Annotated in this window: 18 protein-coding genes; 12 read left to right on the top strand and 6 right to left on the bottom strand. The window is 57.8% G+C overall.

What is annotated here, in order from left to right:
* The 5 genes from tssK to BLU11_RS04560 are packed head-to-tail and all read left to right on the top strand — an operon-like array spanning window position 1 to window position 7,439.
* Complete coding sequence (tssK, locus tag BLU11_RS04580; RefSeq protein ID WP_090272256.1) at window positions 1–1,332, top strand: type VI secretion system baseplate subunit TssK; 1,332 nt, start codon at window positions 1–3, stop codon at window positions 1,330–1,332.
* Between the two features lies 1 nt (window position 1,333).
* Window positions 1,334–2,221: a type IVB secretion system protein IcmH/DotU gene (icmH, locus tag BLU11_RS04575; RefSeq protein ID WP_090272255.1), complete on the top strand. Its 888-nt coding sequence runs from the start codon at window positions 1,334–1,336 to the stop codon at window positions 2,219–2,221.
* Window positions 2,222–2,223: 2 nt separating this feature from the next.
* A complete protein-coding gene (gene tssM, locus BLU11_RS04570; protein WP_090276245.1) occupies window positions 2,224–5,691 on the top strand; it encodes a type VI secretion system membrane subunit TssM in 3,468 nt (1,155 codons plus the stop codon).
* On the top strand, window positions 5,691–6,419 hold the full coding sequence (locus BLU11_RS04565; protein WP_090272254.1) for a PP2C family protein-serine/threonine phosphatase: 729 nt from the start codon (window positions 5,691–5,693) through the stop codon (window positions 6,417–6,419). Before tssM ends, BLU11_RS04565 begins: the two co-directional genes overlap by 1 nt.
* A 15-nt stretch (window positions 6,420–6,434) precedes the next feature.
* Window positions 6,435–7,439, top strand: coding sequence for a serine/threonine-protein kinase (locus BLU11_RS04560; protein WP_090272253.1), 1,005 nt, complete (start codon window positions 6,435–6,437; stop codon window positions 7,437–7,439).
* A gap of 332 nt (window positions 7,440–7,771) precedes the next feature.
* On the opposite strand, the gene BLU11_RS04550 is transcribed toward BLU11_RS04560, so the two are convergent.
* Both BLU11_RS04550 and BLU11_RS04545 read right to left on the bottom strand, forming a co-directional pair.
* Window positions 7,772–9,136, bottom strand: a complete 1,365-nt coding sequence (locus BLU11_RS04550; RefSeq protein WP_090276242.1) for a DUF1329 domain-containing protein — start codon at window positions 9,134–9,136, stop codon at window positions 7,772–7,774.
* A 28-nt stretch (window positions 9,137–9,164) separates the two neighbouring features.
* Window positions 9,165–10,994, bottom strand: coding sequence for a DUF1302 domain-containing protein (locus tag BLU11_RS04545; protein ID WP_090272251.1), 1,830 nt, complete (start codon window positions 10,992–10,994; stop codon window positions 9,165–9,167).
* 494 nt (window positions 10,995–11,488) lie between these two features.
* On the opposite strand from BLU11_RS04545, the gene BLU11_RS04540 reads away from it, so the two are divergent.
* Entirely contained in the window at window positions 11,489–12,526 is a 1,038-nt protein-coding gene (locus BLU11_RS04540; protein WP_090272250.1) for a helix-turn-helix domain-containing protein, read from the top strand.
* A 75-nt stretch (window positions 12,527–12,601) separates the two neighbouring features.
* On the opposite strand, the gene BLU11_RS04535 is transcribed toward BLU11_RS04540, so the two are convergent.
* On the bottom strand, window positions 12,602–13,444 hold the full coding sequence (locus tag BLU11_RS04535; RefSeq protein WP_090272249.1) for a class I SAM-dependent methyltransferase: 843 nt from the start codon (window positions 13,442–13,444) through the stop codon (window positions 12,602–12,604).
* A 180-nt stretch (window positions 13,445–13,624) separates the two neighbouring features.
* On the opposite strand from BLU11_RS04535, the gene BLU11_RS04530 reads away from it, so the two are divergent.
* From BLU11_RS04530 to BLU11_RS04510, 5 genes are all read left to right on the top strand, one after another.
* On the top strand, window positions 13,625–14,821 hold the full coding sequence (locus BLU11_RS04530) for an acyl-CoA dehydrogenase family protein (protein WP_090272248.1): 1,197 nt from the start codon (window positions 13,625–13,627) through the stop codon (window positions 14,819–14,821).
* 162 nt (window positions 14,822–14,983) lie between these two features.
* Complete coding sequence (locus BLU11_RS04525; RefSeq protein WP_090272247.1) at window positions 14,984–15,748, top strand: SDR family NAD(P)-dependent oxidoreductase; 765 nt, start codon at window positions 14,984–14,986, stop codon at window positions 15,746–15,748.
* Between the two features lie 104 nt (window positions 15,749–15,852).
* Window positions 15,853–16,902 carry a phosphotransferase gene (locus tag BLU11_RS04520; protein ID WP_090272246.1) on the top strand — a complete coding sequence of 350 codons (1,050 nt, stop codon included), beginning with the start codon at window positions 15,853–15,855 and terminating at the stop codon, window positions 16,900–16,902.
* Between the two features lie 52 nt (window positions 16,903–16,954).
* Window positions 16,955–17,746 carry a 5'/3'-nucleotidase SurE gene (gene surE, locus BLU11_RS04515; protein ID WP_090272245.1) on the top strand — a complete coding sequence of 264 codons (792 nt, stop codon included), beginning with the start codon at window positions 16,955–16,957 and terminating at the stop codon, window positions 17,744–17,746.
* A gap of 92 nt (window positions 17,747–17,838) precedes the next feature.
* Window positions 17,839–18,369: a methylated-DNA--[protein]-cysteine S-methyltransferase gene (locus BLU11_RS04510; RefSeq protein ID WP_090272244.1), complete on the top strand. Its 531-nt coding sequence runs from the start codon at window positions 17,839–17,841 to the stop codon at window positions 18,367–18,369.
* A 97-nt stretch (window positions 18,370–18,466) separates the two neighbouring features.
* On the opposite strand, the gene BLU11_RS04505 is transcribed toward BLU11_RS04510, so the two are convergent.
* The 3 genes from BLU11_RS04505 to BLU11_RS19785 form a co-directional block, all read right to left on the bottom strand.
* Window positions 18,467–20,266, bottom strand: coding sequence for an acyl-CoA dehydrogenase (locus tag BLU11_RS04505; protein ID WP_090272243.1), 1,800 nt, complete (start codon window positions 20,264–20,266; stop codon window positions 18,467–18,469).
* A gap of 105 nt (window positions 20,267–20,371) precedes the next feature.
* Window positions 20,372–21,556, bottom strand: coding sequence for an acetyl-CoA C-acyltransferase (locus BLU11_RS04500; protein ID WP_090272242.1), 1,185 nt, complete (start codon window positions 21,554–21,556; stop codon window positions 20,372–20,374).
* A 60-nt stretch (window positions 21,557–21,616) separates the two neighbouring features.
* The gene (locus tag BLU11_RS19785; protein WP_157718557.1) at window positions 21,617–22,006 is read right to left on the bottom strand and encodes a hypothetical protein; all 390 of its coding nucleotides are present in this window, start codon (window positions 22,004–22,006) and stop codon (window positions 21,617–21,619) included.
* Between the two features lie 360 nt (window positions 22,007–22,366).
* Here BLU11_RS19785 and BLU11_RS04490 point away from each other — a divergent pair, with 360 nt between their 5' ends.
* Window positions 22,367–24,103: a class I adenylate-forming enzyme family protein gene (locus tag BLU11_RS04490; RefSeq protein WP_197674257.1), complete on the top strand. Its 1,737-nt coding sequence runs from the start codon at window positions 22,367–22,369 to the stop codon at window positions 24,101–24,103.
* Window positions 24,104–24,109: the final 6 nt, after the last annotated feature.

Genomic DNA, 24,109 nt, shown 5'->3' with positions numbered 1-24,109 from the left:
ATGGCCACACAGAAAGTCATATGGCAGGAAGGCATGCTGCTGCGTCCGCAGCACTTCCAGCAGAACGATCGGTATTACGATCAACAACTGAAAACCCGTACCCAACGGCAGACCAGCTGCAGCTGGGGCTTCTTCAGTCTGGAGATCGATCATCAGTTCCTCACCACCGGCAAGCTGGTCATCAGCCAGGCCAGCGGCATTCTGCCCGACGGCACGCTGTTCGAACTGGGCGCCGAGCAGGAACCCCTGGCTCTGGACATCCCACCCAATACCAGCAACAAGCCGGTGTTTCTCACCCTGCCCCTGGTCAGCGGCAATCATATCGAGGCGCGCCGTCCCGAACAGAAGGATGTGCTGGCCCGTTATGTCGCGCGGCAGGCCGAGGTGGCTGACTCCAATGCCGGTGACAGCAGTTCGGCCCAGGTCAGCTGCGGCCAGCCGGACTTCCGTCTGGTGCTGGGTGAAGCAGAAGACTATCAGGCCTGCATACGTCTGAAACTGTGCCAGGTGCTGGATACCACCCCCGATGGGGTGGTGACTCTGGATCAGGACTTCATTGCCACCCACCTGCACTTTCAGGCCAGCCAGTTTCTGCAATCGTGCGTGCAGGAAGTCATTGGCATGCTCGCCCACCGCGGCGACATTCTTGCCGAGCGCGTGCGTGCGACCGGCAAGAACGTCGCCGCCGAGGTCGGAGACTTCCTGATGCTGCAACTGATCAACCGGGTCGAACCGGTATTGCGCCATTACCTTACGCTGGAACAGGTGCATCCCGAGCAAATCTACCGCGACCTGCTGGCCATGCTCGGAGAGCTGTCCAGCTATTCCGGAGAGGCGCGCCGGCCACGTCTGGAAAGTCGTTACCAGCACGGCGATCAAGGGCCCAGCTTTCGCAAGCTGATGGCCGCCATCCGCCAGGTACTGTCCATGGTGCTTGAACAGCATGCCATTGAAATGGGCCTGCAACAGCGACAGTACGGTATCCAGGTGTCGCCGCTCAATGATCACAAACTGCTTGGCAGTGCTTCCTTTGTACTCGCGGCCAGCGCCCACTGCGATTCCGAGGAGCTGCGCCAACGCCTGCCGGCACATCTCAAGGTCGGACCGGTGGAACGTATCCGCCAGTTGGTCAACCTGCATCTGCCCGGCATCCGTATTCGGCCCATGCCAGTGGCACCAAGACAGATCCCCTTCCACTCGGGCAAGACCTATTTCGCGCTGGAACTCAACTCCGAAGACCTGGCACAGCTGGAGCGTTCAGGCGGTTTCGCCTTCCACGTTTCCGGCGAGTTCTCCGGTCTGGAAATGACGTTCTGGGCTATCAGGAGCTGACATGACAATCAGGGAATTACACCACGGCCAGGACGACCAGACCGTCATCCTCCATCGCGGCAACGAAGCGCCGGCACAGACCGCGCTGACGGACTTTACACCACCGGCGAAATTTGAACCGCTGGACGATCGCATGATCCATGCGGCACGCGTGCGGCCTGCCGAGAGCTACAACCTCAGTCTGAATGCACTCACCGGCGCCGCAGCCACGCTGCTGTCCGAAGTGGTACGGCTGAGGCACAGCCACTCGGCAGAAGACCTGCCGAGCTTGCGTGAGCATCTGATCGCCGAGATCAAGCTGTTCGAGCATCGCACCCTGCAGGAAGGCATGGAAAGCAGTCAGGTCATGGCGGCCCGTTACGTCATCTGCACAACAATTGACGAGGCGGTAGTAACCACGCCCTGGGGCAATGAAAGCGAGTGGTCGCAGATGAGTCTGCTCAGCAGCTTTCACAACGAGACCTTTGGCGGCGAGAAGTTCTTCCTGTTGCTCGAACGCCTGTCGCGCAACCCGGTGAAACACCTGGCGATGCTGGAGTTGATGTACCTGTGTCTGTCGCTGGGCTTCGAGGGTAAGTACCGCGTGCTGCCGCGCGGCATGCAGGAACTGGATTTGATCCGTGACAGTCTGTTCCGTCAGATCCGTCAGTTGCGCGGCGATATTCCCCGGGAAATCTCCCCGCACTGGGAAGGTATGCAACACAAGGGCGGCCAACTCATACGCATCATCCCCGGTTGGCTGGTGGCGCTGTTTACCCTTATCTGTCTGGCGGTCACCTATGGCGGCTTCAGTTGGGTACTCAGCGAGCAGCGCAACAATGTATTACAGCCCTGGGCAAGCCAGGCCACCATTGAAGCACCATTGTCATCCAGGGAAGACGGCAAATGAATATCAGATCCCTCTTGTATCGCATACTCTCACTGTTTCGTCGTGGCTGGGCCTTCAGCCTGTGCGCCGTGCTGGCGCTGGCGGCCCTGGTCTGGTTCGTCGGTCCGACGCTGGCCATTAACGACAGCCGGTTTCTGGCACCGGTCGCCAATCGCCTGTTGCTCATCAGCCTGATGCTGCTCGTCTGGGGGCTGTGCGTAGCGTTCACTTACTGGCGCAGTATCAAGCAGAAAAAGGCAGAAGAGGATGACGAGCAGGCGCAGGAACGCTTGCGGCGCGAAGGGCGCATCGTCGAAGAGCAGTGCGAGCTGCACAATCGCTATCGCAATGCTGTACGCACTCTGCGCCGCTCCAGCTTCTATCGCGGCCGCAGCGAGCGCTGGCGCAGCGAGCTGCCCTGGTATCTGGTGATAGGCCCGCAGGGCAGCGGCAAGACCAGTCTGTTGGATTTTTCCGGTATCGAGTTTCCACTCAACAAGAATGAAAAGGGGCGGATGACCCGGGATATTTCCCCGACCCGCTATGCCGATTGGTATTTTGCCGAGCATGCGGTGCTGCTCGATACCGCTGGCCGTTATCTGACGCAGCCGGACACGCATATCGATGGTCTGGCCTGGCAAACCCTGTTGACCCTGCTGCGCCGCCGCCAGCGTCCACTTAACGGCGTGCTGGTGAATGTGCCGATGGACCAACTGCTCGGACACAACGAGCTGGAACTGGAAACCCTGGCCCGTCAGACCCGTCAGCGGCTACTTGAAATCAATCAGAAGCTGGGGATGGACGTACCCGTATATCTGATATTCAGCAAAGCCGATGCTCTGTCCGGCTTTGATGAGTATTTCGACCAATTGCCGCGCGATGAAGCCGATCAGGTGCTCGGCGCCACCTTCAGCGAAGGTCAGGACGGCACCAGTGTCCAGGTCGTGCGTGAGGAATTCGAAGAACTGCTGCGTCGACTCAACAGCCAGGTCATCACCCGTCTGCATCAGGAACGTGATACCCAGCGCCGCGGCCGCATCCTGGACTTCCCCCATCAGCTGGGTCGGATCGGCGAGCGTCTGGGACTGTTCGTCGAGCTGGCATTCTCCGGCAACCGCTATCAGCGCGCGACGCAATTGCGCGGCTTCTACCTGACCAGCGCGCCGCATCAGCAGAACCAGGTTGATGCCCTGACCGCCAGCATCGGTCAGAATCTGTCCCCGCTGGCCAGCGACCTGCCGTCCCTGCGCAGCGGCCAGGCGCGCTTCATCCATCACCTGCTGAGCCGCGTGGTGTTTCCCGAATCGGAACTGGCCGGACTTGATCCAGGCGAAATCAAGCGAATCAACTGGCGCCAGCGCAGCATGTACGCGTGCGCTGTAGTATGTCTGCTGGCCCTCGGCATCACCTGGACGACCAGTTTCTCCAACAACCACGGCCGCCTGGAACAGCTGCGGGAAATGGCCCGGGACATCGGTCATGAGCGCCGCTCGATCGAGGCGCGCGACGATGCCCGGGATATTCTCGGCGTGCTCGACGCCAGCTACGCCGCCAACCAGCTTTTCCCGCCGACACAGGACGTTGCCTGGCGCCACCGTGGCGGCCTTTATCAGGGCGAGAAAGTCGAATCGACACTGCATCAGACCTACCGCCGAGACCTCGAAACCTTGCTATTGCCAAGAGTAGCTCAACATCTGGAAAGGCAGATCCGTTACAGCATGAACAACCGCGAGCGCCTGCTGGACAACCTGCGCGCCTATCTGATGCTCAATCTCGAAACCAGACGGGACAACAGTTGGCTGCAGAACTGGCTGGCCGCTGACTGGTCGCGTCTGTACCCCGGCAACAACCGGGTCCAGGAAGGGTTGAACGAGCATTTCAGCCGGCTGTTGAGCGAGCCCTTTACCTCATACCGACTCAATGGCCGCCTGGTTGCCGAAGCACGCTTGCAGCTGCGCAGCGAGTCCTTGGCCAGCATTCTGTATCGCAGCCTTGGCGAGCAGGCCGAAAGTCTGCCGGAATACCGTCTGGCTCACCATCTCGGCCCCAACGCCACCCTGATTACCGGCAGCAACTACATCATCCCCGGCTTCCATACTCGCAAAGGCTATCAGAAGATGTTCGCTGATCGAGGCGCCGGATTGGTTGGCAACATACTCAAGGACAACTGGGTACTCGGTGAGAGCGACAAGCTGAGCAGCAAGGATATGGAGCGCCTGCAGGCGGAAATGGAACAGCTGTATTTTCAGGATTACGCCAACTACTGGTCCGAAGCCCTGTCGCAGCTGAAGTCCGACGCGTTGATTGACGCCGGCCAGGCAGCACAACAGCTGGCCGGTCTCACCACCGCCAGCTCGCCACTGTTGCGGTTGCTCACCGAGGTCCGCGATAACACCCGTTTCAGTGCTGTCGATCTGTCCACTGACGCATTACCCGACACCGAAACACTGCCGGTGCTGCATGACCCTGCTGCCAGCAATGCCCGACAATTGCTGGAACGCCGCTTCGAGCCGCTGCATCGTCTGCTGGACGAACAAGGTGCCGCCAGCCCGGAGCTGGCTGCAGCAATGCAGGCACTCAATGGCTTGCAACAACAGTTGTCCGGGCTCGCCCATGCCAGCTCGCCAAAACAGGCCGCTTTCGACATGGCCAAGGTACGCATGACTGGCCGTCAGGACGCAATCAATCAGGTGCGCGCCAGCGCCGACCTTCTGCCGCAGCCCATCGGCAACTGGTTCAGCGTCATGGCAGCAGAAAGCTGGGCGCTGGTTCTGGACGACGCCCATCGCTATATTGCCGAACGCTATCGCGGCGAGTTCTACGCTCCCTATCGTGCCTCCCTGCACCAGCGCTATCCATTCCGTGTCGACAGCGAAAGTGAAGTTGCGCTGGGTGACTTCCGAGAATTTTTCAAAGCCCAGGGCGTGGCGGACAACTTCTTTGACACTTACCTGCGACCCTTCGTCAGCGGCAGCGCCAATCAGTATTACCTGCGTCGGGTCGACGGGCGGGGCCTGCCCCTTTCCAGGCAGTTTCTGGCCCAGATGAGTCGTATCCAGACCATTCGCAAAAGTTTCTTCAGCGAAAACCCGGGCGAACCGCAGATTGCATTCAAACTGGAGCCCTATTCACTCGATTCCAGTCTGGGTCGGGCCAGCTTCCGCTTCGGTGACCAGAACATGGAGTATCGGCACGGTCCCATTGTGCAGACACCATTCCGCTGGCCTGCTACGGCAGAGAATGGCCGTATCACCCTGACCGTGGAAGATCTCGGTGGCAAGCGCACGAGCCTGGAACAGAACTCCGGTGCCTGGTCGCTGTTCCGTCTGCTGGATCAAATGGAAGTCACCCATCACAACGACCGGGACGTCTTGCTGGTCAAGGCCAGTCTGGGCGGCATGCGCGCCAATTATCTGCTGCATAGTCAGCGTTCACCCAACCCCTTCGATATCAGTCTGATACGTGGTTTCAGTCTGCCGGCGAGTCTGTAATGACGATCTCAACCAGTTGGCGCAGCGCTGCCCGCACTGATACCGGCAAGGTCCGGGCGCGCAACGAGGATGCTTTCCTTGCGTTGCCCGAACTGGGTCTGTGGATAGTCGCAGACGGTATGGGTGGTCATCAGAATGGCGATCTGGCCAGCCGACTGATCGTCGAACGGCTCGCCGAGCTACCAGACTTTCTCGAGCTGGAACAGCAGGTCGACTGGCTGCGATCCACGTTGCATGGGTTGAATCGCCATCTGGCTCTGGATCTCACGGTGCATGCCGATCAGCCCGACGCCATTGTCGGCAGCACCGTGGTCGCTCTGGTCGCTCGGGGCGACCAGGCTTGTTGCCTGTGGGCCGGAGACAGTCGCTGTTATATGTGGCGAGGTGGACGGCTATTCCAGCTGTCGCGTGATCATTCGTTTCTGGAGGAGCTGATTGCCGATCAGAAAATGAGCCCGACCGAAGCCGCGCGCCACCCATCGGCACGCGCACTGACCCGGGCCATCGGTGCTCACGAGAAGCTGAATCTGGATATGATCCGCTTCACCGTCTATCCCGGCGATACCTTGCTGCTGTGCAGCGATGGGCTTTATCAGAGCCTGCTGCCCGAGGCCATCGGCGCAGCAATGAACCTCCCCTCTCCCTCTCTGGCTCTTCAAAGGCTGTTCAATCAGTGCCTGGAGGGTCCGGCGCGGGACAATATCAGCGCCGTCATAATTCGCCGCTGAGACACGGACATCAAGATGACAACCACAGAAAAAGAACCACAGTCTTCCAAACTGACCCGTCTCGCCGATATCGTGGATGAATCGCCGGCGATACAGAAGTCTCAGGCCGGCAGCGCCAATGTCCTGCCGCAGATTTTATGCCAGCGTTATCGCATCGAGCGCCTGCTGGGTGTGGGAGGGATGGGTGCCGTATACAGAGCCAAGGATCTGCTGCGCGCCCATTTCGGCGATCCCGAACCCTGGGTTGCCTTGAAGGCATTGAACGAAAGCTTTGTTGAATACCCCGATGCGAACGCCCTGCTTTACAGTGAATATGCGCTGACCAACCGCCTGCACCATGCGCATATCGTGCGCTTGCATGATTTCGGTATTGATCAGCCCAGCCAGCGCGCCTTCATCACCATGGAACTGCTCAAAGGTCCGACACTGGATCAGTTGATCGAAGCACACCCGAGCGGTTTACCTTGGATAGAACTGCAGAATATCGCCATTCCTTTGCTTCAGGCATTGGTCTGTTCGCACAAGCATGGGGTGCTGCACGGCGACCTCAAGCCCAGCAATGTCATTCTCACCGACGATGGCGTACGCCTGTTCGATTTTGGGCTGGGCCAGGCCATGGACGGCTTGCTGCCTGGATTGCCTCGCCTCAGTCGCAAGCGCATCGCTGCCTGGACGCCTCGTTACGCGGCGCTGGAGCTGATCAACGGCGAACCTCTGACGGCGTCCGCCGATGTCTACGCCATGGCTTGCATACTGTATGAGCTCAGCGGCGGCCTGCACCCATTCAGCCGCTTGACCGCGCAACAGGCCAAGGACATGCAGCAGGATCAATCATTACAACGTCCAGCCAATCTTCCAGCACAATGCTGGCCAGCCTTGCGCAATGCTCTGGCCTTCGACAAACAACAACGCACCATGGATGCCGTCGGCCTGTTGGAAGTGTTCAGCGCGCCGAAAGCGAACTGGCTCGCGGATGTTCTGCGGAACTCCTGGCCTGTTCGCCCGCGCTCCGGCAATTAACGGAACCCAAGGAAGGAAAGGATAGCCAGGACAATGACCACAGCGCCAACGATGTATACGATATTATTCATGAGGTTACCTCTTGTTGAATTAAGAGTTGAACCGCAGCGTTCCGCAGTCCTGGTTTAACGAGAAGGCTTCTACTTTCCCAAAGCCTGCCCCGTTGTGATTTTGGACAGCGCCCCTTCGAGAAAAGTTTGGTTCGATTTCGATCTGAAGCTCATAGACTTGGCAGCGCTCTTTTTTCCCTGCTCCTTGATCACTTGTCGGTCGCTCCAAAAAGAAAAAGGGAGCCCGAAGGCTCCCTTTTCAATCACCAAAGTGATCAGCTGTTAACGAACACCCGAGGAGCGCAGAGCCGCCGGAGTGAATTCGTTATACGAAGGTGTCATACCGTACGTGGGTGCGGAAGCCTCTTCGTTGTACATCCCCAGAGCAATGTAACGGCCTGCCAGCAGGTCGTACAGGGTCTCGGTGCTGTAGCCAGGCAGCTGCTCGCTGTAGGCGTGAGCCAGGTGGCCTTCCGCTACGCGCCAGAGCGTGCCGCGACCATCGTAGTGGTCCGCCAGGTTCAGCATCCAGGAATCTTCATCGAAGAAGAAGTTACGCTGGGCGTAAATGTGACGTTGACCGTCCTTTACGTTGCCCTGCACTTCCCATACGCGGTGCAATTCAAAACGCGTGTGTTCCGGGTTGATGTGACCAGCCTGCAGAATGTCACTGTACTTCAGCTCGGGGTCGGACAGCTTGTAGCTGTTGTACGGAACGTAGATTTCCTTCTTGCCAACCAGCTTCCAGTTATAACGATCCGGCGCGCCACTGAACATGGAGAAGTTGTCAGTGGTACGCATACCGTCAGAAGCGGTACCCGGACCATCGTAGGCAACCTGCGGAGCACGACGGACGCGACGCTGACCGGCATTGTACACCCACGCCATGCGTGGCTCCTTCACTTGGTCCAGGGTGTCGTGTACCAGGAGTACGTTACCCGCCAGACGCGAAGGCGCATTCACACGCTGCTTGAAATAGACCAGGGTGTTGGCAGCCTTTTCCAGATCCACATCAGGCATGAACTGCGGATAGGCCACATCTTCCTCGAACTTGATCAAGGTGTAGGAACCATTGGTCTGCGGCATGGCCTGCACATAGGTACGATGGATGTTCTTGCGATAGCGAGTCAGGTGGTTCCAGACCACTTCACCGCCCACTTTCGGAATCGGGAAAGCGAAGCTGCCGTGGGTGAAGTTGTCGATACCGTCACCACCATTGACCAGCGAGGCCTTACCCGCAGTGTCTTTGATCTGGTCATACACTGACTGTGGCAGGCTTACGCTGCGGTGCGACTTATATACCGGCATCCGGTAAGTTTCTGGGTAGCGCTCGAACAGGGCAACCTGGCCGGGAGTCAGGTTCTCTTTATGCTCCTGATAGTTCTGAGCAGTAATGACAAACTCGGGCTGCTCGTTTTCATAGGGGTTTTCCCAGAAACCGCGCTCGATCTGCTTGCCGGCATCTACCGCAAGACCACCAGTCCACTCCGGAATGGTACCAGCAGCATTACCGGCTTTTTCCGCGCCGACCGGAGTCAGCGTGGTGCCCAGCTGATCAATTTCGGCCTGGGTCAGGCTCTGCGCCATCACACCGGTGGCGATCATGCTCAAGGCCAGACCACATGCACCGATTACTGTTTTTTGCATACGCATATTATTTTTCTCCAAAACCTGCTTAGAAACTTACGCCGACACTGACAGCGGCAAAGTCGCGGTCGACCAGCGTGTTGTACTTGCCATCAAAGAAGTTGGTGTAGCTGATGCTGGCGTTGTACTTGTTCGCGTAGTCGGCATTCAGACCGAGGCTCACGGACTTGGCGTTTTCGCTGAAGTTGGGGCTGTAGCCCTCAACGTCGTGCGACCATGCGATATTCGGGCTCAGGTTGATACCAGCAATCACGTTGCTGTAGTCCAGGGACGCACGCAGACGGTAACCCCAGGAGAAGTCGGTGAAGAAACCGTCGTTTTCGCACCAGCTGCCACCATGCGGGTTGTCCGCTGAGTTCGATGAGCAATTGCCGTTTGCATCAGGGCTTTGGCCAAACAGCGAGTCACGACCGAACTTGGTATCGCCGTTGCCGCTACCAATACCGCTGATATAGTTAGCACCCACCTCACCAATGATCGCCAAGCGGCTAGCACCCATGACACGATCGATGAAGTGCACAGCACTCATGGATGCCTGCCAAAATTCCTTACGCTGATAACCACGGAGGTAATCACCGGACACTGCGCCATCGTAGCCTTGATAGGTGTTGTCAAAATTACCATCACCCTTGATTGGCCCCACGTTTGGCAGAGCCGTGCGGCTCATGTCACTTGTATTTACCTGAAGCGGCATATTTGGTCGATAACTGATTTCACCTGCGACGGACATACCCGCCACATCAGTACCAAAGCTGACACCGTACAAGCGTATATCTTCCGGGTGCTCGAAGAAGTAACCACCGGCCCCGCTCTGCTCCCCGTCAATACCAGGCACAACATCCTGACCATAGGCTGCAAGACCGCCTTTGACGTTTGAATAAAGAGGGTTTCGGCTATGGTAATTCATCGCGTAAAAGCCGAACTCAGTGTTATTCAGCTCAGGCACAAACCAACGGAAAGCGACACCGAATTGACCACTGTCGCTTGCCTCTTTATCTTTGCGGGCTCGCACAATGTAAGATTCCGCACCGAATGGGTTACCCACCGGACCAAGTTGCTGATCGCCATGTGGCAGATCAGCACCGAACCACACCAGGCGATCATTACACCCACGTGCCGCTACATCAGTAGTTGAGAAGAAAGTCCCGCAGTTATCCGCTACAGTACCGTGCCACTTCAGCTGATAAAACGCCTCCATGCTCAGGTTCTCAGTCAGACCCTGAGAGATATACAACATTTCAACCGGCTGCAGCCCTTCTTTCAGTTCAGCACCGGGACGGCGGAAAGCAGAAGCATCAATCGGGTTGATAGCGTTGATGCCGTTCTGAATAAAGACACCCTCACCCCAGCTGACGACCTGGCGACCCAGACGAACGTTACCGGGATTATTGCCGATAGCGTAGTTGTGATAAACGAAGGCATCGAGCAATTGAATGCCAGAGCCTTTCTGCAGCGGATGGCGGCCGGAGTCGCTGATATCATAGAACTCCTGGTGGCCGTCCTTGGTTTCAAAGTCGTACCAGTAGTTGCCACGAATAAAGGCACCCGAATCGCCATAGCGCAGCTCGAGGTCATGGGAGCCTTTGAATATCTTGGAAAACACATCGCCTTTATCGTAGTTCAGGCGACCATCATCGGAAGTACGGGCTGCAGCCTCACCGCCTTCACTGCGCAGAAAGTACAGGCGCTTATCCCGCCCAGCAGTCGACATACTCGCACCGATCGACATTTGCGAATCCAGCTGCGCGTCAATCTCCCCGATGTTGAAACTGACTGCGTTTGCAGAACCTGAGAAACTAGCCAATCCGATGGCCAGGGGCAGGGCCGCGAGCGACCATGCATGCATTTTTTTTGTCATTGTGCTGCTCCGTTTAGGTGACATGAACCTGTGTATCAAGAGACACGTTCAGGACATTGCCGAGTCTGTCACGAGCGCCATCATAATGACCTGCCCCAAATGGCCAAATCAATTGTCTTAACCGGCCATTCATCAAACAAATCTGACTCATCAGTCATTTGAAATTAACTTGACCCTCAGCCGTCACAAGGCTGCATCAAATTGCATTTCAAACAAATGTTTGATAGAAAGAGGGCTCTGGACAGGGATATCAGCAGGCGGGCAATCAATGTGTCGCCGGCAGATATGGAAATATCAATGCGTCCAGACCGAATGCTTATGCGCCACCTGAACGGGTGATCGGATGTAATCAGCCTCTGTGCTAGCGAACGCCATCATTTTCGCCATGCGAAATAGCGTTTCAATGGTCTGACTGTTTACCGGGAGCATTATAGCCTAGCATAGGTGAGACACAATAAAGATATGTCACACCTCGTTGCTTCAGAGGGAGCAGTATGCAGGAAAGCCTGATAGAGCAGTCGCAAGCCAGGGTTCGCGAGCATGGTTACTGGGTATCCAGTATCGATCGAGCATTGGAGCATTATGGCGTAGCACTGGCACAATCCAGCCTTGCGTATAACCTGACGAGCAATAACCGGCCCGCCCCTCCCTTTATTGAACAAGCCAATTGCAACCTGATCTGGACCGAAGCCAGTCGGCTCGCCGACGATGACCTGTTTGGCTTGCGTCTACACCGTCTTTTCACACCGACCGTTATCAGTATGCTCGGCCTATCGGCCAGTGCGTGCAGCACGGTTGCTACTGCTATCGGCCACCTGAGCCGCTTCTTGCCTGTCATAAGTACACAGGTCCGGCTGGAGCTGGACAGGGAAGTCAGCGACCCGTCGCTGATTCTTGTTCCCATAGGGAATCCGCACCCACAGCAGCTCGAAGCTGTTCTCGGCTATATTTTCCGCTTGTTGGGGCAGTTGCATCACGCCAACAGCGGACTGATCAAACGTGTTGTTTTTCGTCGACCGGTGAAGGAAACGGGGGTATGCCGTCGCTTGCTGGGAGGCGGCGAAGTTGATTTCGGGGAGCAATACCAAGTGGTCCTGTCCCAGGCGCTACTGGATAAGCCGCTGGCTACGGCTGATACCTTCATCGCCACCCGCCTGACGGAAACATTCCAGGATATGATCGCCAGTCTGCCCTCCCATGACCTGGTTGAGCAGGTCAAGCGCCGGGTCCAGCTGCTATTGGGTTCTGGCGACATCTCGGTTGAGCGCATTGCCTGCCCGATGAACATCAGCCCACGTCATCTACGGCGCAAGCTGAGCCAGGAAGACACTTCATACGAGCAGCTGGTGGACGAGGTGCGCCGGGAGACGGCGATGCGCATGATCGGTGAAGGCCAGCTGTCACTGACCAGCATTGCCTATGAGCTGGGTTTTCTCGATCCGAGCAGCTTTACCCGCGCCTTTCGCCGCTGGACCAATATGAGCCCAACCCGTTTTCGGCAACAGGTCGCTGAGCTATCGAAAGACCGGTGATCTGAGCAAAAATTATAGAAGCAGCCTTGGCCGCAAGGTTTTCTGCCCAGACCTGTTGCGCATCAATATCGCGGATCACTCAGGCTTGATGAATAACAGAGTCATCCGGTCACTTTCGCCAACAGCCAGATACTGGGCGCGATTTTCGTCGCCGAGGCGCAAGGTGGGCGGCAGCGTCCAGACCCCTTCAGGATGATCAGTAGAGTCCTGGGAATTCTGGTTGACCGGGCTGCGTGACAGCAATTCGAATCCCGCCTGCTCCGCCAACTCAACTATCAGCTCCTCGGTTACATAACCTGAGCTGACCATGGTCTCCAGATCGGTGCCTATGCGTGCGCGATGCTCGACCAACCCCAGCAGGCCGCCCGGCTTGAGCACGGCATGCATCTTGGCGAAAACCAGCTCGGCCTCTTCCCTACCCTGACTCAGCCAGTTATGCACGTTGCGAAAAGTGAGTACCCGGTCTGCCGAACCCGGCGGCGCTATAGGCAGGTCGGGATCATAATTGAGCACACTCAACTCGACCTGATCATAGACTTCGGGGGAGTCTGCCAGCTTGTCCTGGTACTTTTCCAGTGAGTTGCGAAAGTAATCAACCTGACTCTCAGGATCGAAATGCGCAGCTATGAGCTTGCCTTCCTCGCGCAGCAACGGCGCCAGAATTTCTGTATACCATCCCTCTCCGGGCCATATCTCGATCACAGTGTGTTGCGGCTCGACAGCAAAGAAGCCCAGCGTCTGGGCAGGGTTGCGACCCGCATCGCGCATGACATTGGAAATCGTTCTTACATGGCTGCCGACTGCTTCTCTGATCATTTCCTGCTGTTGCGGCTCCAACCGGGGCGGCATTGCTGTTGGCTGCGCATGAACCAGCCCTGCTACCAGCAGCAAGGCGCCGCCAATCATATTCTTCAACATCTTCAACTCCATGGTCGTTGGTTTGCTCGATGGCGCTCTTGATGGCCCATCAGACTTGCTTATGCACCTCCATTCCAGCGATGGGACATGCTTTTCCAGCCGTCAGTCCCTCTATAAGGTCGGCCTCAACTAACCACCTCCCCGTGGTTCAATCTTACTCCGACTGCCCAAGGATCCATTATGTTCGATCTTAGCCCCCGAATTCAGGAACTGAAACAACAACTCGAAGCCTTCATGGACGAGCACATCTATCCAAACGAGGCGTTGTTTTATGAGCAAGTGAAGCAGAACAAATGGTCTCACCCGGCCATTCTGGAAGAGTTGAAGCAAAAAGCCAAAAGCCAGGGGCTGTGGAACCTGTTCCTGCCGCACAGTGAACGCGGTGCGGGCCTGAGCAATGAAGAGTATGCCCATCTATGTGAAATCATGGGCCGCGTCTCCTTCGCCGGCGAGGTGTTCAACTGCAACGCGCCGGACACCGGCAACATGGAAACCATCGAGCGCTACGGTAACGAGGAGCAGAAAGAGAAGTGGCTGAAGCCGCTGCTGGCCGGTGAGATCCGCTCCTGCTTCTCCATGACCGAACCCGATGTAGCTTCTTCCGATGCCACCAATATCGAATGTGAAATCCGTCGCGATGGCGATGAGTACGTCATCAATGGCACCAAATGGTGGTCCTCCGGCGCCATGAACGAGCATTGCAAGATCGCCATCGTCATGGGCAAGACTGATCCCAACGCAGCCAAACATCTGCAGCAAAGCATGATTCTGGTGCCACTGGATGCTCCTGGCGTGACCATCGTCCGCGACCTGCATGTATTTGGTTACGATCACGCTCCGCATGGCCACGCTGAGATTCGCTACGAAAACGTACGCGTGCCGGTATCCAATATTCTGTTGGGTGAGGGTCGTGGATTCGAGATCGCCCAGGGCCGCCTCGGGCCAGGCCGTATCCACCACTGCATGCGCGCCATCGGTCAGGCCGAACGCGCCCTGGAAGCCATGTGCCGTCGCGCAGCCGACCGAGTTGCCTTTGGCAAGCCGATGTACCGTCTGGGCAGTGTTCCGGAAATGATTGCCAAATCCCGCTGTGAGATCGACCAGGCCCGCCTGCTGACTCTGCACGCCGCGCGCAGCATGGACAAGTACGGCAACAAGGTCGCCCGTCAGCAGATCGCCATGATCAAGGCAGTGGCACCGACCATGCTGTGCAACGTAATTGATCGTGCCATCCAGGTCCATGGCGCCAAAGGCGTATGCCAGGACTCCTTCCTCGCCTCTGCTTATGCCAAAGCGCGTACCTTGCGCCTGGCCGATGGCCCGGATGAGGTGCACCTGAACACCATCGCCAAGCTGGAAATGGGCCAGTACCTGTAACCCGCACGGCAAGCCCTTTCCACATCAAGCATGTGTCGGCGATATTTATAGGAACTGACGCTGCCTCTTGTGGGAGGGGCGTCTCGCCTCGACGCTGGCCGCCAGGCCAGCCAATGCAGGTCGTCCCGAATCTATCTAACTTACTTCTGAACAGGAGCGCCTATGAGCACGCTGTTTGATCTGACCGGCAAAGTCGCCGTCATTACCGGTTCCACCAAAGGTATCGGCAAATCCATTGCCGAAGAGTATGCCAAAGCCGGCGCCCGCGTCGTCATCTCCAGCCGCAAGGCCGATGCTTGCGAGAAGGTTGCTGGTGAACTGCAGGCTCAGGGTTTCGAGGCACTGGCGGTCCCCTGCCACGTCGGTGACAAGGCACAGCTGCAGAATCTCGTCGATACCACCATCAACACCTGGGGCAAGATCGACATCCTGGTCTGCAACGCCGCCACCAACCCGGTATACGGCCCGACTGCCGACGTCAGCGATGAAGCCTTCGACAAGATCATGGCAACCAACGTCAAGGGCACCTTCTGGCTGTGCAACATGGTTATCCCGCAAATGACCCGCCTGGGCGGCGGCTCCATCGTGCTGCTGTCGAGCATCGCCGGACTGCGCGCCAGCGCCAACATCGGTGTCTACGGCATGTCCAAAGCAGCTGAAGCCGGGCTGGCCCGCAACCTGGCGCTGGAATATGGCCCGCAGAATATCCGCGTCAACTCCATTGCCCCAGGCCTGATCCGTACCGATTTTGCCCAGGCCTTGCTGGATGACCCGGACCGCCTGACGCGCGTTGAGCAAGCGCTGCCGCTGCGTCGTGTCGGTGATCCGGTGGATATCGCCGGTGTGGCGCTGTTTCTGGGGTCCTCCGCAGGCGCCTATGTTACCGGCCAGACCATTGTTGCCGATGGCGGCGATACCATTACCTGAGTTGCTCTCGGTCGATACCTGCCCCGCTGGCATATTCTCTCTCGCGGTGGCAGGCTTTGGCAGTTCAATCACAACCATAAAACCAGACACACGGGATCTTCTACATGAGCGAAGCCACCCTGATTGATGTACTGTCAGCCCACCGTTTCGATGAAGCGAAACTGGCTGCCTACCTGAAAGGACGCATACCGGGCGTTGAGCACGGCATGGCTATTCAACAGTTTCAGGGTGGACAGTCCAACCCGACCTTCCTGCTGAGCATTGGCGAGAAACGCTATGTTCTGCGCAAGAAGCCGCCAGGCAAGCTGCTGCCCTCGGCGCACATGGTCGAACGCGAATATCAGGTCATCAGCGCGTTGGGCGACACCGACGTGCCGGTGCCTACCGCGCACCTGTTGTGTGAAGATCCCGAGGTGATCGGCACGCCGTTCTATATCATGGATCACGTGGCAGGTCGGGTGCATTCCCACCCGTTACTGGAGCAGGTAAACAGCGAGCAGCGCATGCCGATCCATCGCTCGATGATCGAGACCATGGCCAAGCTGCACAAGGTCGACTGGAAGGCGGTCGGGCTGGACAACTACGGCAAGCACGAAGGTTACGTGCAGCGCCAGATCAAGCGCTGGAGCGGCCAGTTCGAGGCCAGCCGCACCGGAGACATGCCGTCCATGGATGCACTCATGGCCTGGCTGCCGGCAAACGCGCCGCAGGATGACTTCACCACCATCGCCCATGGTGACTTCCGCATCGGCAACCTGATACTGCACCCCGAACGTTCGGAAGTGGTCGCCATTCTCGACTGGGAGCTGGCCACCCTGGGCCATCCGCTGTCCGATCTGGCCTATTGCTGCCTGCCCTATCACCAGAGCACCGGTTTCGAGGGGATGCGCGGCCTGAAGGGGCTGAATCTCAAGGATTACAACGTGCCGGAAGAACAGCAGGTGCTGGACTGGTACTGCGAGTTCACCGGGCGCACGGAAATCCCCAACTGGAACTTCTTCCTTGCCTTCTCGCTGTTCCGCCTGGCAGCTATCGTCCAGGGTGTCTATCACCGAGCGCTGCAGGGCAATGCCAGTAACGCCGATGCTCTCGAGGTCGGCAAGCGCGCCAGTCTGCTGGCAGATACAGGCTGGGAAATAGCACAGAGCAAGTAAGGCTCTGCCCCCACAGAAGCGTGGGGGAATACCCTCCAAAAAAGGTCTCTTCATGTCCAAACTCATAAAACGCGTTCTGCTCACCAATGATGATGGTTGGCGAGGTCCCGGTCTCAAGGTCATGGAAGATATTGCCGAACAGATTGCCGAAGAAGTCTGGATCGTATCGCCGGATCTGGATCAAAGCGGCGTCTCCATGTCGGTCACCCTGCATCACCCTTTGCGGGTACACAACTTCGGTGAGCGCCGCTTCAGCGTCAGTGGCACCCCCAGCGATTGCGTCCTGCTGGGTGTTTCCGAACTGATGCCGGAACCGCCGGATCTGATCTTGTCTGGCGTCAATCATGGCGCCAACTTCAGCGACTCGGTGGCCTTCTCAGGCACCATCGGCGGCGCCCTCACCGCTACCCTGCTGAACATACCGGCCATTGCTCTGAGCCAGGCCTACCATCGCGGCGTACCGGCACACTGGGATACCGCCCGCGAACTGGGGCCCGCCGTGGTACGCCAGCTGCTGCAGCGCGGCTGGCCGGAAGACTGCGCGATGAATATCAATTTCCCTGCCATGACCTCAAAACAGGTGAAAGGCGTCGCCATCTGCCAGCCTCGACGTGGCAGCATTGGTGGGGTCAATATCGAAGCGCGCCGGGATACCCGTGACATCCCCTATTACTGGATGGGCTTTCAACGCCAGACCGATCGGGTGGATGCGCCGGAAAGCGATGTGCGCGCACTGCGTGAAGGTCTGATCAGCATGTCACCGCTGCGCCTGGAACGCGATATCGCCGCTGGCTGGGAGATAAACACCAACGACATGGCTCGAGAAATGGGCATCAAGGACTGAGCAACGCCGGCCCCAGAAAGGGCCGATGATTGAATTCCAACAACCCGGGCTGCGCTGTAAGATGAGTTTTCCAATCATCAGTGGAGGCCAACATGAAAACGCTGCCTGACCACCTGCGCTACACCACCGGTCAGTGCCGGCTCGGCGGTCTGTTGCTGGCTGTCTGTCATACCGGTATCTGCGCAATCCTGCTGGGTGACGACGATCAGACATTGATTGCCGATCTGCAAAAACGCTTTCCCGACGCACGTCTCGAACGTGATGATGCCGAACTGGCCAGCGATATGCAGACGCTGCTGCAATACGTCGACCACCCGGTGGGCGAGCTGCATCTGCAACTTCCGCTGAGCGCCTTTGGCAGCGTTTTTCAGCAGCAGGTATGGGCCGAGCTGGCCAAGGTTGCCGCCGGCCAGACAGTCAGCTATACGGAACTGGCACGCCTTATCGGCAGGCCTTCAGCGATGCGTGCTGTAGCAGGTGCCTGTGCAGCCAATCCTCTGGCTATTCTTGTGCCGTGTCACCGAGTGTTGCGCAGCGATGGCGGCATTTCCGGCTACCGCTGGGGTGTCGAACGCAAAGAGCAACTGATCGATCTCGAACGCCGGTTGATCGCTGCTTCCTGATCATCCTCGCCGATGAAAAAGGCAGCTCACCCGATCAACGGGCCAATACGCTACAGCGTACTCTGCGCCGGGTATACCCGGCGCAGAGTGCAAGTACCTAGAAGCTCGCTTCAGGCATGTCCAGAGTGACGCGGTCCGCTTCGGCCAGCACCTTCGCCAACGACAACGGCTTCGGCAGCTCATAACGCAGGAAGTACTCGCAGGCCCTGACCTTGCCTTCGTAGAATGCCGGCGTACGCTGACCACCCTGCTCCACGCCGCGCAGTGCTGCCTGAGCCTGACGCAGCCACATCCAGCCAACCACAACGTGTCCGAAGCATTCCATATAAAGATAGGCATTTGCCAACGCCCGCTCTATATCGTCCCGACGCATAACTTGCAGCGCGTCTGTGACGGCCTGCAGCGTATCCAGCGCGTCAGCCAGCATCAGCTGTGAAGCGTTCAGTTGCGCGCTGTCTTCGCATTCTGCCAAGGTAGTACGAATGAGCTGAACCAGCGATTTATAAAAACGCCCGTCCTGCATGGCTACCTTGCGGCCCAGCAGGTCCTGCCCCTGAATACCATGGGCACCTTCATGGATCGGGTTGAGTCGGTTATCCCGGTAGAACTGCTCCACCGGGTACTCTCGGGTGTAGCCATAGCCGCCATGCACCTGAATCGCCAGACTGTTGGCCTCAACACAGAACTGCGACGGCCAGGATTTGACGACGGGAATCAGCAGCTCAAGCAGTCCGGCGGATTCCTCGCGCACCTGCGGGTCTTCAGCGTATTTCTTCTCATCGGAGAGCGTTGAAGCGTACAGACACAGCGCCAGTCCACCTTCGACAAAGGACTTCTGCGCCAACAGCATGCGGCGAATATCAGCATGCTGAATCAACGGAATCATCGGACTTTGCGGGTCGCGCTCTTTCAGCGGCCGGCCCTGGCGTCGCTCGCGCGCGTACTCGAGCGCATGCAGGTAACCGGTGTAACCCAGCATGACCGAGCCCAATCCCACGCCGATACGGGCCTCGTTCATCATATGGAACATCTGCGCCAGCCCCTGATGTGGCTCGCCAACCAGATACCCCACCGCCCCGCCCTTCTCGCCGAAGTTGAGCATGGTCGAGGTCGTGCCGCGATAGCCCATCTTGTGGATCAAGCCAGCCAGGGTCACGTCATTGCGCTCGCCCAGACTGCCGTCTTCATTGACCATGATCTTCGGCACGATGAATAGCGAGATGCCTTTCACGCCCGGCGGTGCGTCAGGCAGTTTGGCCAATACCAGGTGCACGATGTTCTCGCTGAGTTCGTGGTCACCGGCGGAAATGAAGATCTTGTTGCCGGTTATGCGATAGCTGCCATCGGCGGCAGGCAACGCCCGCGTCTTGATGTCAGCCAGCGAGGAACCGGCCTGGGGCTCGGTCAGACACATGGTGCCGAAGAAGCGTCCTGCCATCATCGGCTCGGCAAAGCGGCGTTTATATTCATCGCTGCCGTGGGCCATGATCAGGTTGCATGCGGCGATGGTCAGCCCTGCGTAGGCCTGAGTGCTCACGTTGGCACCCTTGATCAGACCGATACAGGTCTGGGCAATCACCGATGGCAGTTGCATGCCGCCGCGTTCGTAATCCTGTGATGCCGCCATCAGGCCGGTGTCACGCAGTACCGCCAGCGCCTCGGATACTTCCGGGCGGATTACCACCCTGCCATTCTCGAAACGGGGTTCATCACCGTCGCAGAGGTGATTGTGCGGCGCAAAGGTTTCAGCGCCGACTTTCAGAGCCAGCTCAATCGCCGCGTCAAAGGTGTCGCGATTATGATCGGCATAGCGAGGGAATTCGGTGAAGCGCTCAACGTCCAGCAGCTCGTACAACAGAAATGCGAGATCGTCGGTATTGATGATCTTCTGTGTCATGAAAAATGCTCCGGAATCTCAGCTTGAGACAGTCAACAGTAGCCTAAAAGCAAAACCCGAGCATAGGCTCGGGTTTGCTTGTCAGCCCGCAGCGCAATGCTGCTGTCAGACGATTTCGAACAGGCCCGCTGCGCCCTGGCCACCGCCGATGCACATGGTGACAACGACGTACTTGACGCCGCGGCGCTTGCCTTCGATCAGCGCGTGCCCGGTCAGACGCGAGCCGGTAACACCGTAAGGGTGGCCGATGGCGATGGAGCCGCCGTTGACGTTCAGGTTTTCCATCGGGATGCCCAGACGGTCCCGGCAGTAGACAACCTGGGAAGCGAAAGCTTCGTTCAGTTCCCACAGACCGATATCGTCCATTTTCAGGCCGTTACGCTCCAGCAAACGCGGAATCGCAAATACCGGGCCAATGCCCATCTCGTCAGGCTCGCAGCCAGCAACGGCGAAGCCACGGAAGATGCCCATGGGCTCGATGTTCAGTTGCTCTGCCACCTTGCCGTTCATGACGGTACATACAGAAGCACCATCAGACAGCTGGCTGGCGTTGCCTGCAGTGATAAAGTGCTCAGGACCGCGGATCGGGTTCAGCGAGGACAAGCCTTCGAGCGTGGTCTGCGGGCGGTTGCACTCGTCACGGGTCAGGGTAACCTGCTTGTCGGAGACTTCACCGGTTTCCTTGTTCTGCACCTTCATGCTGGTGGTGAACGGCACGATTTCGTCATCGAACTTGCCGGACTCCTGGCCTGCGGCCACGCGCTGCTGGCTGATCAGCGAGTATTCGTCCTGGGACTCACGGCTGACGTTGTAGCGTGCGGCGACGATGTCAGCGGTTTCGATCATGGACAGATACAGCTCAGGCTTGTTCTGCTTGATCCACTCGTTGGTACCGCGGAACATGTTGAGCTTGTCGTTCTGGCACAGGCTGATGGACTCAACGCCACCGGCAACGATGGCCGGAACCTTCTCGCTGATCACACGCTGCGCGGCAAGAGCGATGGACTGCAGACCGGAGCTGCAGAAACGGTTGATCGACATACCGGCGGTGGTCACCGGCAGGCCACCACGGATGGCCGCCAAACGCGCCATGTTCTTGCCCTGAGCACCTTCATGGAAGGTGGCGCCAAGGATCACATCCTCAACCAGAGCAGGGTCGATACCAGCGCGCTTTACCGCTTCTTCGATAACGAAACCGGCCAGATCAACACTGTGCGTGTCATTCAGCGCACCGCGATAGGACTTGCCCAGGCCGGTACGGGCCGTGGATACGATTACTGCATCAGTCATGGTTCAGCTCCTGTTTCCCAAACACTGCGCCAGCTGGCGCATAAGTTGAATTGCGACGGTTCACGCCGTCTGTTCCTGGCGTTCGCCCCAGGCGGCTAGGGTCTCACGTGCTTCGCGGTAGGGCTTGATGCCCATCCGCAGCAACACCACGGCGCCAATAGTGATAACACTGGCTATCCAGAAAATCGAATAACGTATGGCCATGTCATCCTGGAATACATAATCGGTCACGCGCCCCAGTGGGATACCGGCGATGGTATAGAAGATAGCCAACGGCAACCCCATCAGCAGACTCACCTGGGTGTCGGAGATACCCAGACCCACCCGAATTGGGGCTTCCAACAGATTGAGAACCTGTAGGTCGATAAAGGACAGCACATAGGCCATCAACAGTATCGAGACGGTGAACCAGGCGCGCGGCGTAGAGGAGTAACTATTATTATCTATCACTGGGCACTTCCGAGGTGTCGGTGAACTTCGCCTGAAGACTATCAGGTTCGCACTGCGGAAGTCGATTTCGAAAACCCAGCATCAGTGAATAGGATGCGGAACTATCATTTTAAGCTATGACGATGTCAAAGCGTGTATTCCGAGCCTGATCTGCGCAGCTGGATCCTCCATATTTAATGTCGCAAAACCCACCCCCGCTTCACAGTCTCACGCACTCATTAACGGACTATTCACTGGATGAATAACAGGAGACATCACCGCTACGCCTCAGTAGCTTGATAACTCCAGCGGTGTTACCAAAGCGGATCCCCACAGGCGTCAGGAAGACAGCCTCTCTCTGTCAATGACTGGATAATAATAATGAATCACAACGACCACGCGCCCAACATTACCGGCATGCCCCTTGAGGCAGCCGTTGAACACATCACCGGGGCCGACCCGCGCTTTGCTCTGACACAAGCCTGTATCCATGGCACGGCCTATACGGTTTTTGCCAACGCCCCGGCCAATCTGCGGGCGCTTCTGCAGAAATCCGCCGACACCTATGGCCATCGGGATCTACTGGTGTACCAGGACCAGCGCTGGAACCACGGACAGTTCTGCGACGAGGTTCTGAGGCTGGCCCATGGCATGGTCGAACAGCTTGAGGTAGCCCCAGGAGACCGGGTTGCGATTGCCATGCGCAACTATCCCGAGATGCTGGTGCTGATCATGGCTGCGGCCTCAATCGGTGCCGTAGTGGTACCCATGAATGCCTGGTGGTCCGCAGACGAGTTGGTGTTCGCGCTGGAGGACTGCGGGGCGAGGGTTGTATTTGCCGATGGCCCCCGGTACGAGGCTGTGGCCTCCCATGCAAAAGCTCACAACATCGCGCTGGTGGCTGTACGGGATGCAAAAGGCTCTCTGAGTTATGAACAGATCAAGGATCGCCCCGAGCCTGTCACCTGGCCGGCGGTTCCCCTTGACCCCGATGATGACTTTGCGGTGCTCTACTCATCCGGGTCATCCGGTACTCCCAAAGGAGTCGTTCTTACTCACCGGGGCGCCATATCAGCCGTCCATTCCCTGGTGATGTTCAAGGAAATGACACCTCTGATCAATCCCACTGCTGATGCTCCACCGCCACCCCAGACTGCATCCCTGATCGTTACCCCGCTATTTCATGTAACGGCCCTGAACTCGATGTTCCTGCAGGGGCTGGCCACCGGTGCCAAGATCGTATTGATCTACAAGTGGGATCCGGATCTCGCAGTTGGGGTAATCAACAGCGAACAGATCACCCGATTCGTCGGTGTTCCCACCCAGTCCGTTGAACTGATGGATGCGGCTCGTCGGCAGGATCAGGACCTGCCATCGCTGGCGGGTATTGTAGCCGGCGGCGCGAAGCGGCCTGCGGCCCAGGTCAGCCTGCTGGCGCAGGCTTTTCCCCGTGCCATGATCGGCTCTGGCTGGGGCATGACGGAAACCAACGGCCTGGGAATTGTGGCCTCGGGTCCGGACTATGTGGAACGTCCGGAAACCGCGGGCAGGCTGACGCCGCCATTGCAGCAGGCCCTGATCGTCGATGAGCAGGGCCGCGAGGTGCCCACCGGTCAGATCGGTGAATTGATCATCAAAAGCCCGGCAAACATGCGCTGTTACCTGAACCAGCCAGAGGCCACCCGCTCGACCCTTCGAGACGGTTGGCTTTACACCGGCGACCTGGCCCGCATGGATGACGAGGGGTTCTTTTATATCGTTGACCGGAAAAAGACCATCATCATCCGCGGCGGCGAGAATATTTCGTGTCTGGAGGTAGAAGGCGCCCTGCATCACCACCCAGGCATATCCGAAGCCTGTGTTTTTCCGATACCGGATGAGCGCCTGGGGGAAGTCGTTGGTGCGGCGGTCTATCTCCTGCCCGACTCAGACGTAACAGAAAGCAAGTTGCAACATGGACTTGCCAGCCACCTGGCGGCCTTCAAGATCCCGGAAAGAATCTGGTTCTGGCCAACTCCCCTGCCCCGGGGCGGAACCGGAAAAATCGATCGGCACAGTATACGAAGTGAATGTACGAATATCCCCACACCCATACCTGCAGGAGATAACCATGGATAGCTCAAA

Origin of the sequence: Halopseudomonas litoralis, assembly GCF_900105005.1 — a bacterium.
Lineage (GTDB): Bacteria > Pseudomonadota > Gammaproteobacteria > Pseudomonadales > Pseudomonadaceae > Halopseudomonas > Halopseudomonas litoralis.
This window is presented reverse-complemented; position numbering and strand designations above follow the sequence as displayed.

Bases quoted from the DNA above. Each gene is read 5' to 3' on its own strand.
- BLU11_RS04525 (WP_090272247.1), top strand. From the start codon at position 14,984: ATGAGCACGCTGTTTGATCTGACCGGCAAAGTCGCCGTCATTACCGGT.
- BLU11_RS04500 (WP_090272242.1), bottom strand. From the start codon at position 21,556: ATGACTGATGCAGTAATCGTATCCACGGCCCGTACCGGCCTGGGCAAG.
- BLU11_RS04520 (WP_090272246.1), top strand. From the start codon at position 15,853: ATGAGCGAAGCCACCCTGATTGATGTACTGTCAGCCCACCGTTTCGAT.
- tssK (WP_090272256.1), top strand. From the start codon at position 1: ATGGCCACACAGAAAGTCATATGGCAGGAAGGCATGCTGCTGCGTCCG.
- BLU11_RS04490 (WP_197674257.1), top strand. From the start codon at position 22,367: ATGAATCACAACGACCACGCGCCCAACATTACCGGCATGCCCCTTGAG.
- BLU11_RS04565 (WP_090272254.1), top strand. From the start codon at position 5,691: ATGACGATCTCAACCAGTTGGCGCAGCGCTGCCCGCACTGATACCGGC.
- BLU11_RS04535 (WP_090272249.1), bottom strand. From the start codon at position 13,444: ATGTTGAAGAATATGATTGGCGGCGCCTTGCTGCTGGTAGCAGGGCTG.
- BLU11_RS04545 (WP_090272251.1), bottom strand. From the start codon at position 10,994: ATGACAAAAAAAATGCATGCATGGTCGCTCGCGGCCCTGCCCCTGGCC.
- BLU11_RS04510 (WP_090272244.1), top strand. From the start codon at position 17,839: ATGAAAACGCTGCCTGACCACCTGCGCTACACCACCGGTCAGTGCCGG.
- icmH (WP_090272255.1), top strand. From the start codon at position 1,334: ATGACAATCAGGGAATTACACCACGGCCAGGACGACCAGACCGTCATC.
- BLU11_RS04550 (WP_090276242.1), bottom strand. From the start codon at position 9,136: ATGCAAAAAACAGTAATCGGTGCATGTGGTCTGGCCTTGAGCATGATC.
- BLU11_RS04560 (WP_090272253.1), top strand. From the start codon at position 6,435: ATGACAACCACAGAAAAAGAACCACAGTCTTCCAAACTGACCCGTCTC.
- BLU11_RS04530 (WP_090272248.1), top strand. From the start codon at position 13,625: ATGTTCGATCTTAGCCCCCGAATTCAGGAACTGAAACAACAACTCGAA.
- BLU11_RS04540 (WP_090272250.1), top strand. From the start codon at position 11,489: ATGCAGGAAAGCCTGATAGAGCAGTCGCAAGCCAGGGTTCGCGAGCAT.
- BLU11_RS04505 (WP_090272243.1), bottom strand. From the start codon at position 20,266: ATGACACAGAAGATCATCAATACCGACGATCTCGCATTTCTGTTGTAC.
- surE (WP_090272245.1), top strand. From the start codon at position 16,955: ATGTCCAAACTCATAAAACGCGTTCTGCTCACCAATGATGATGGTTGG.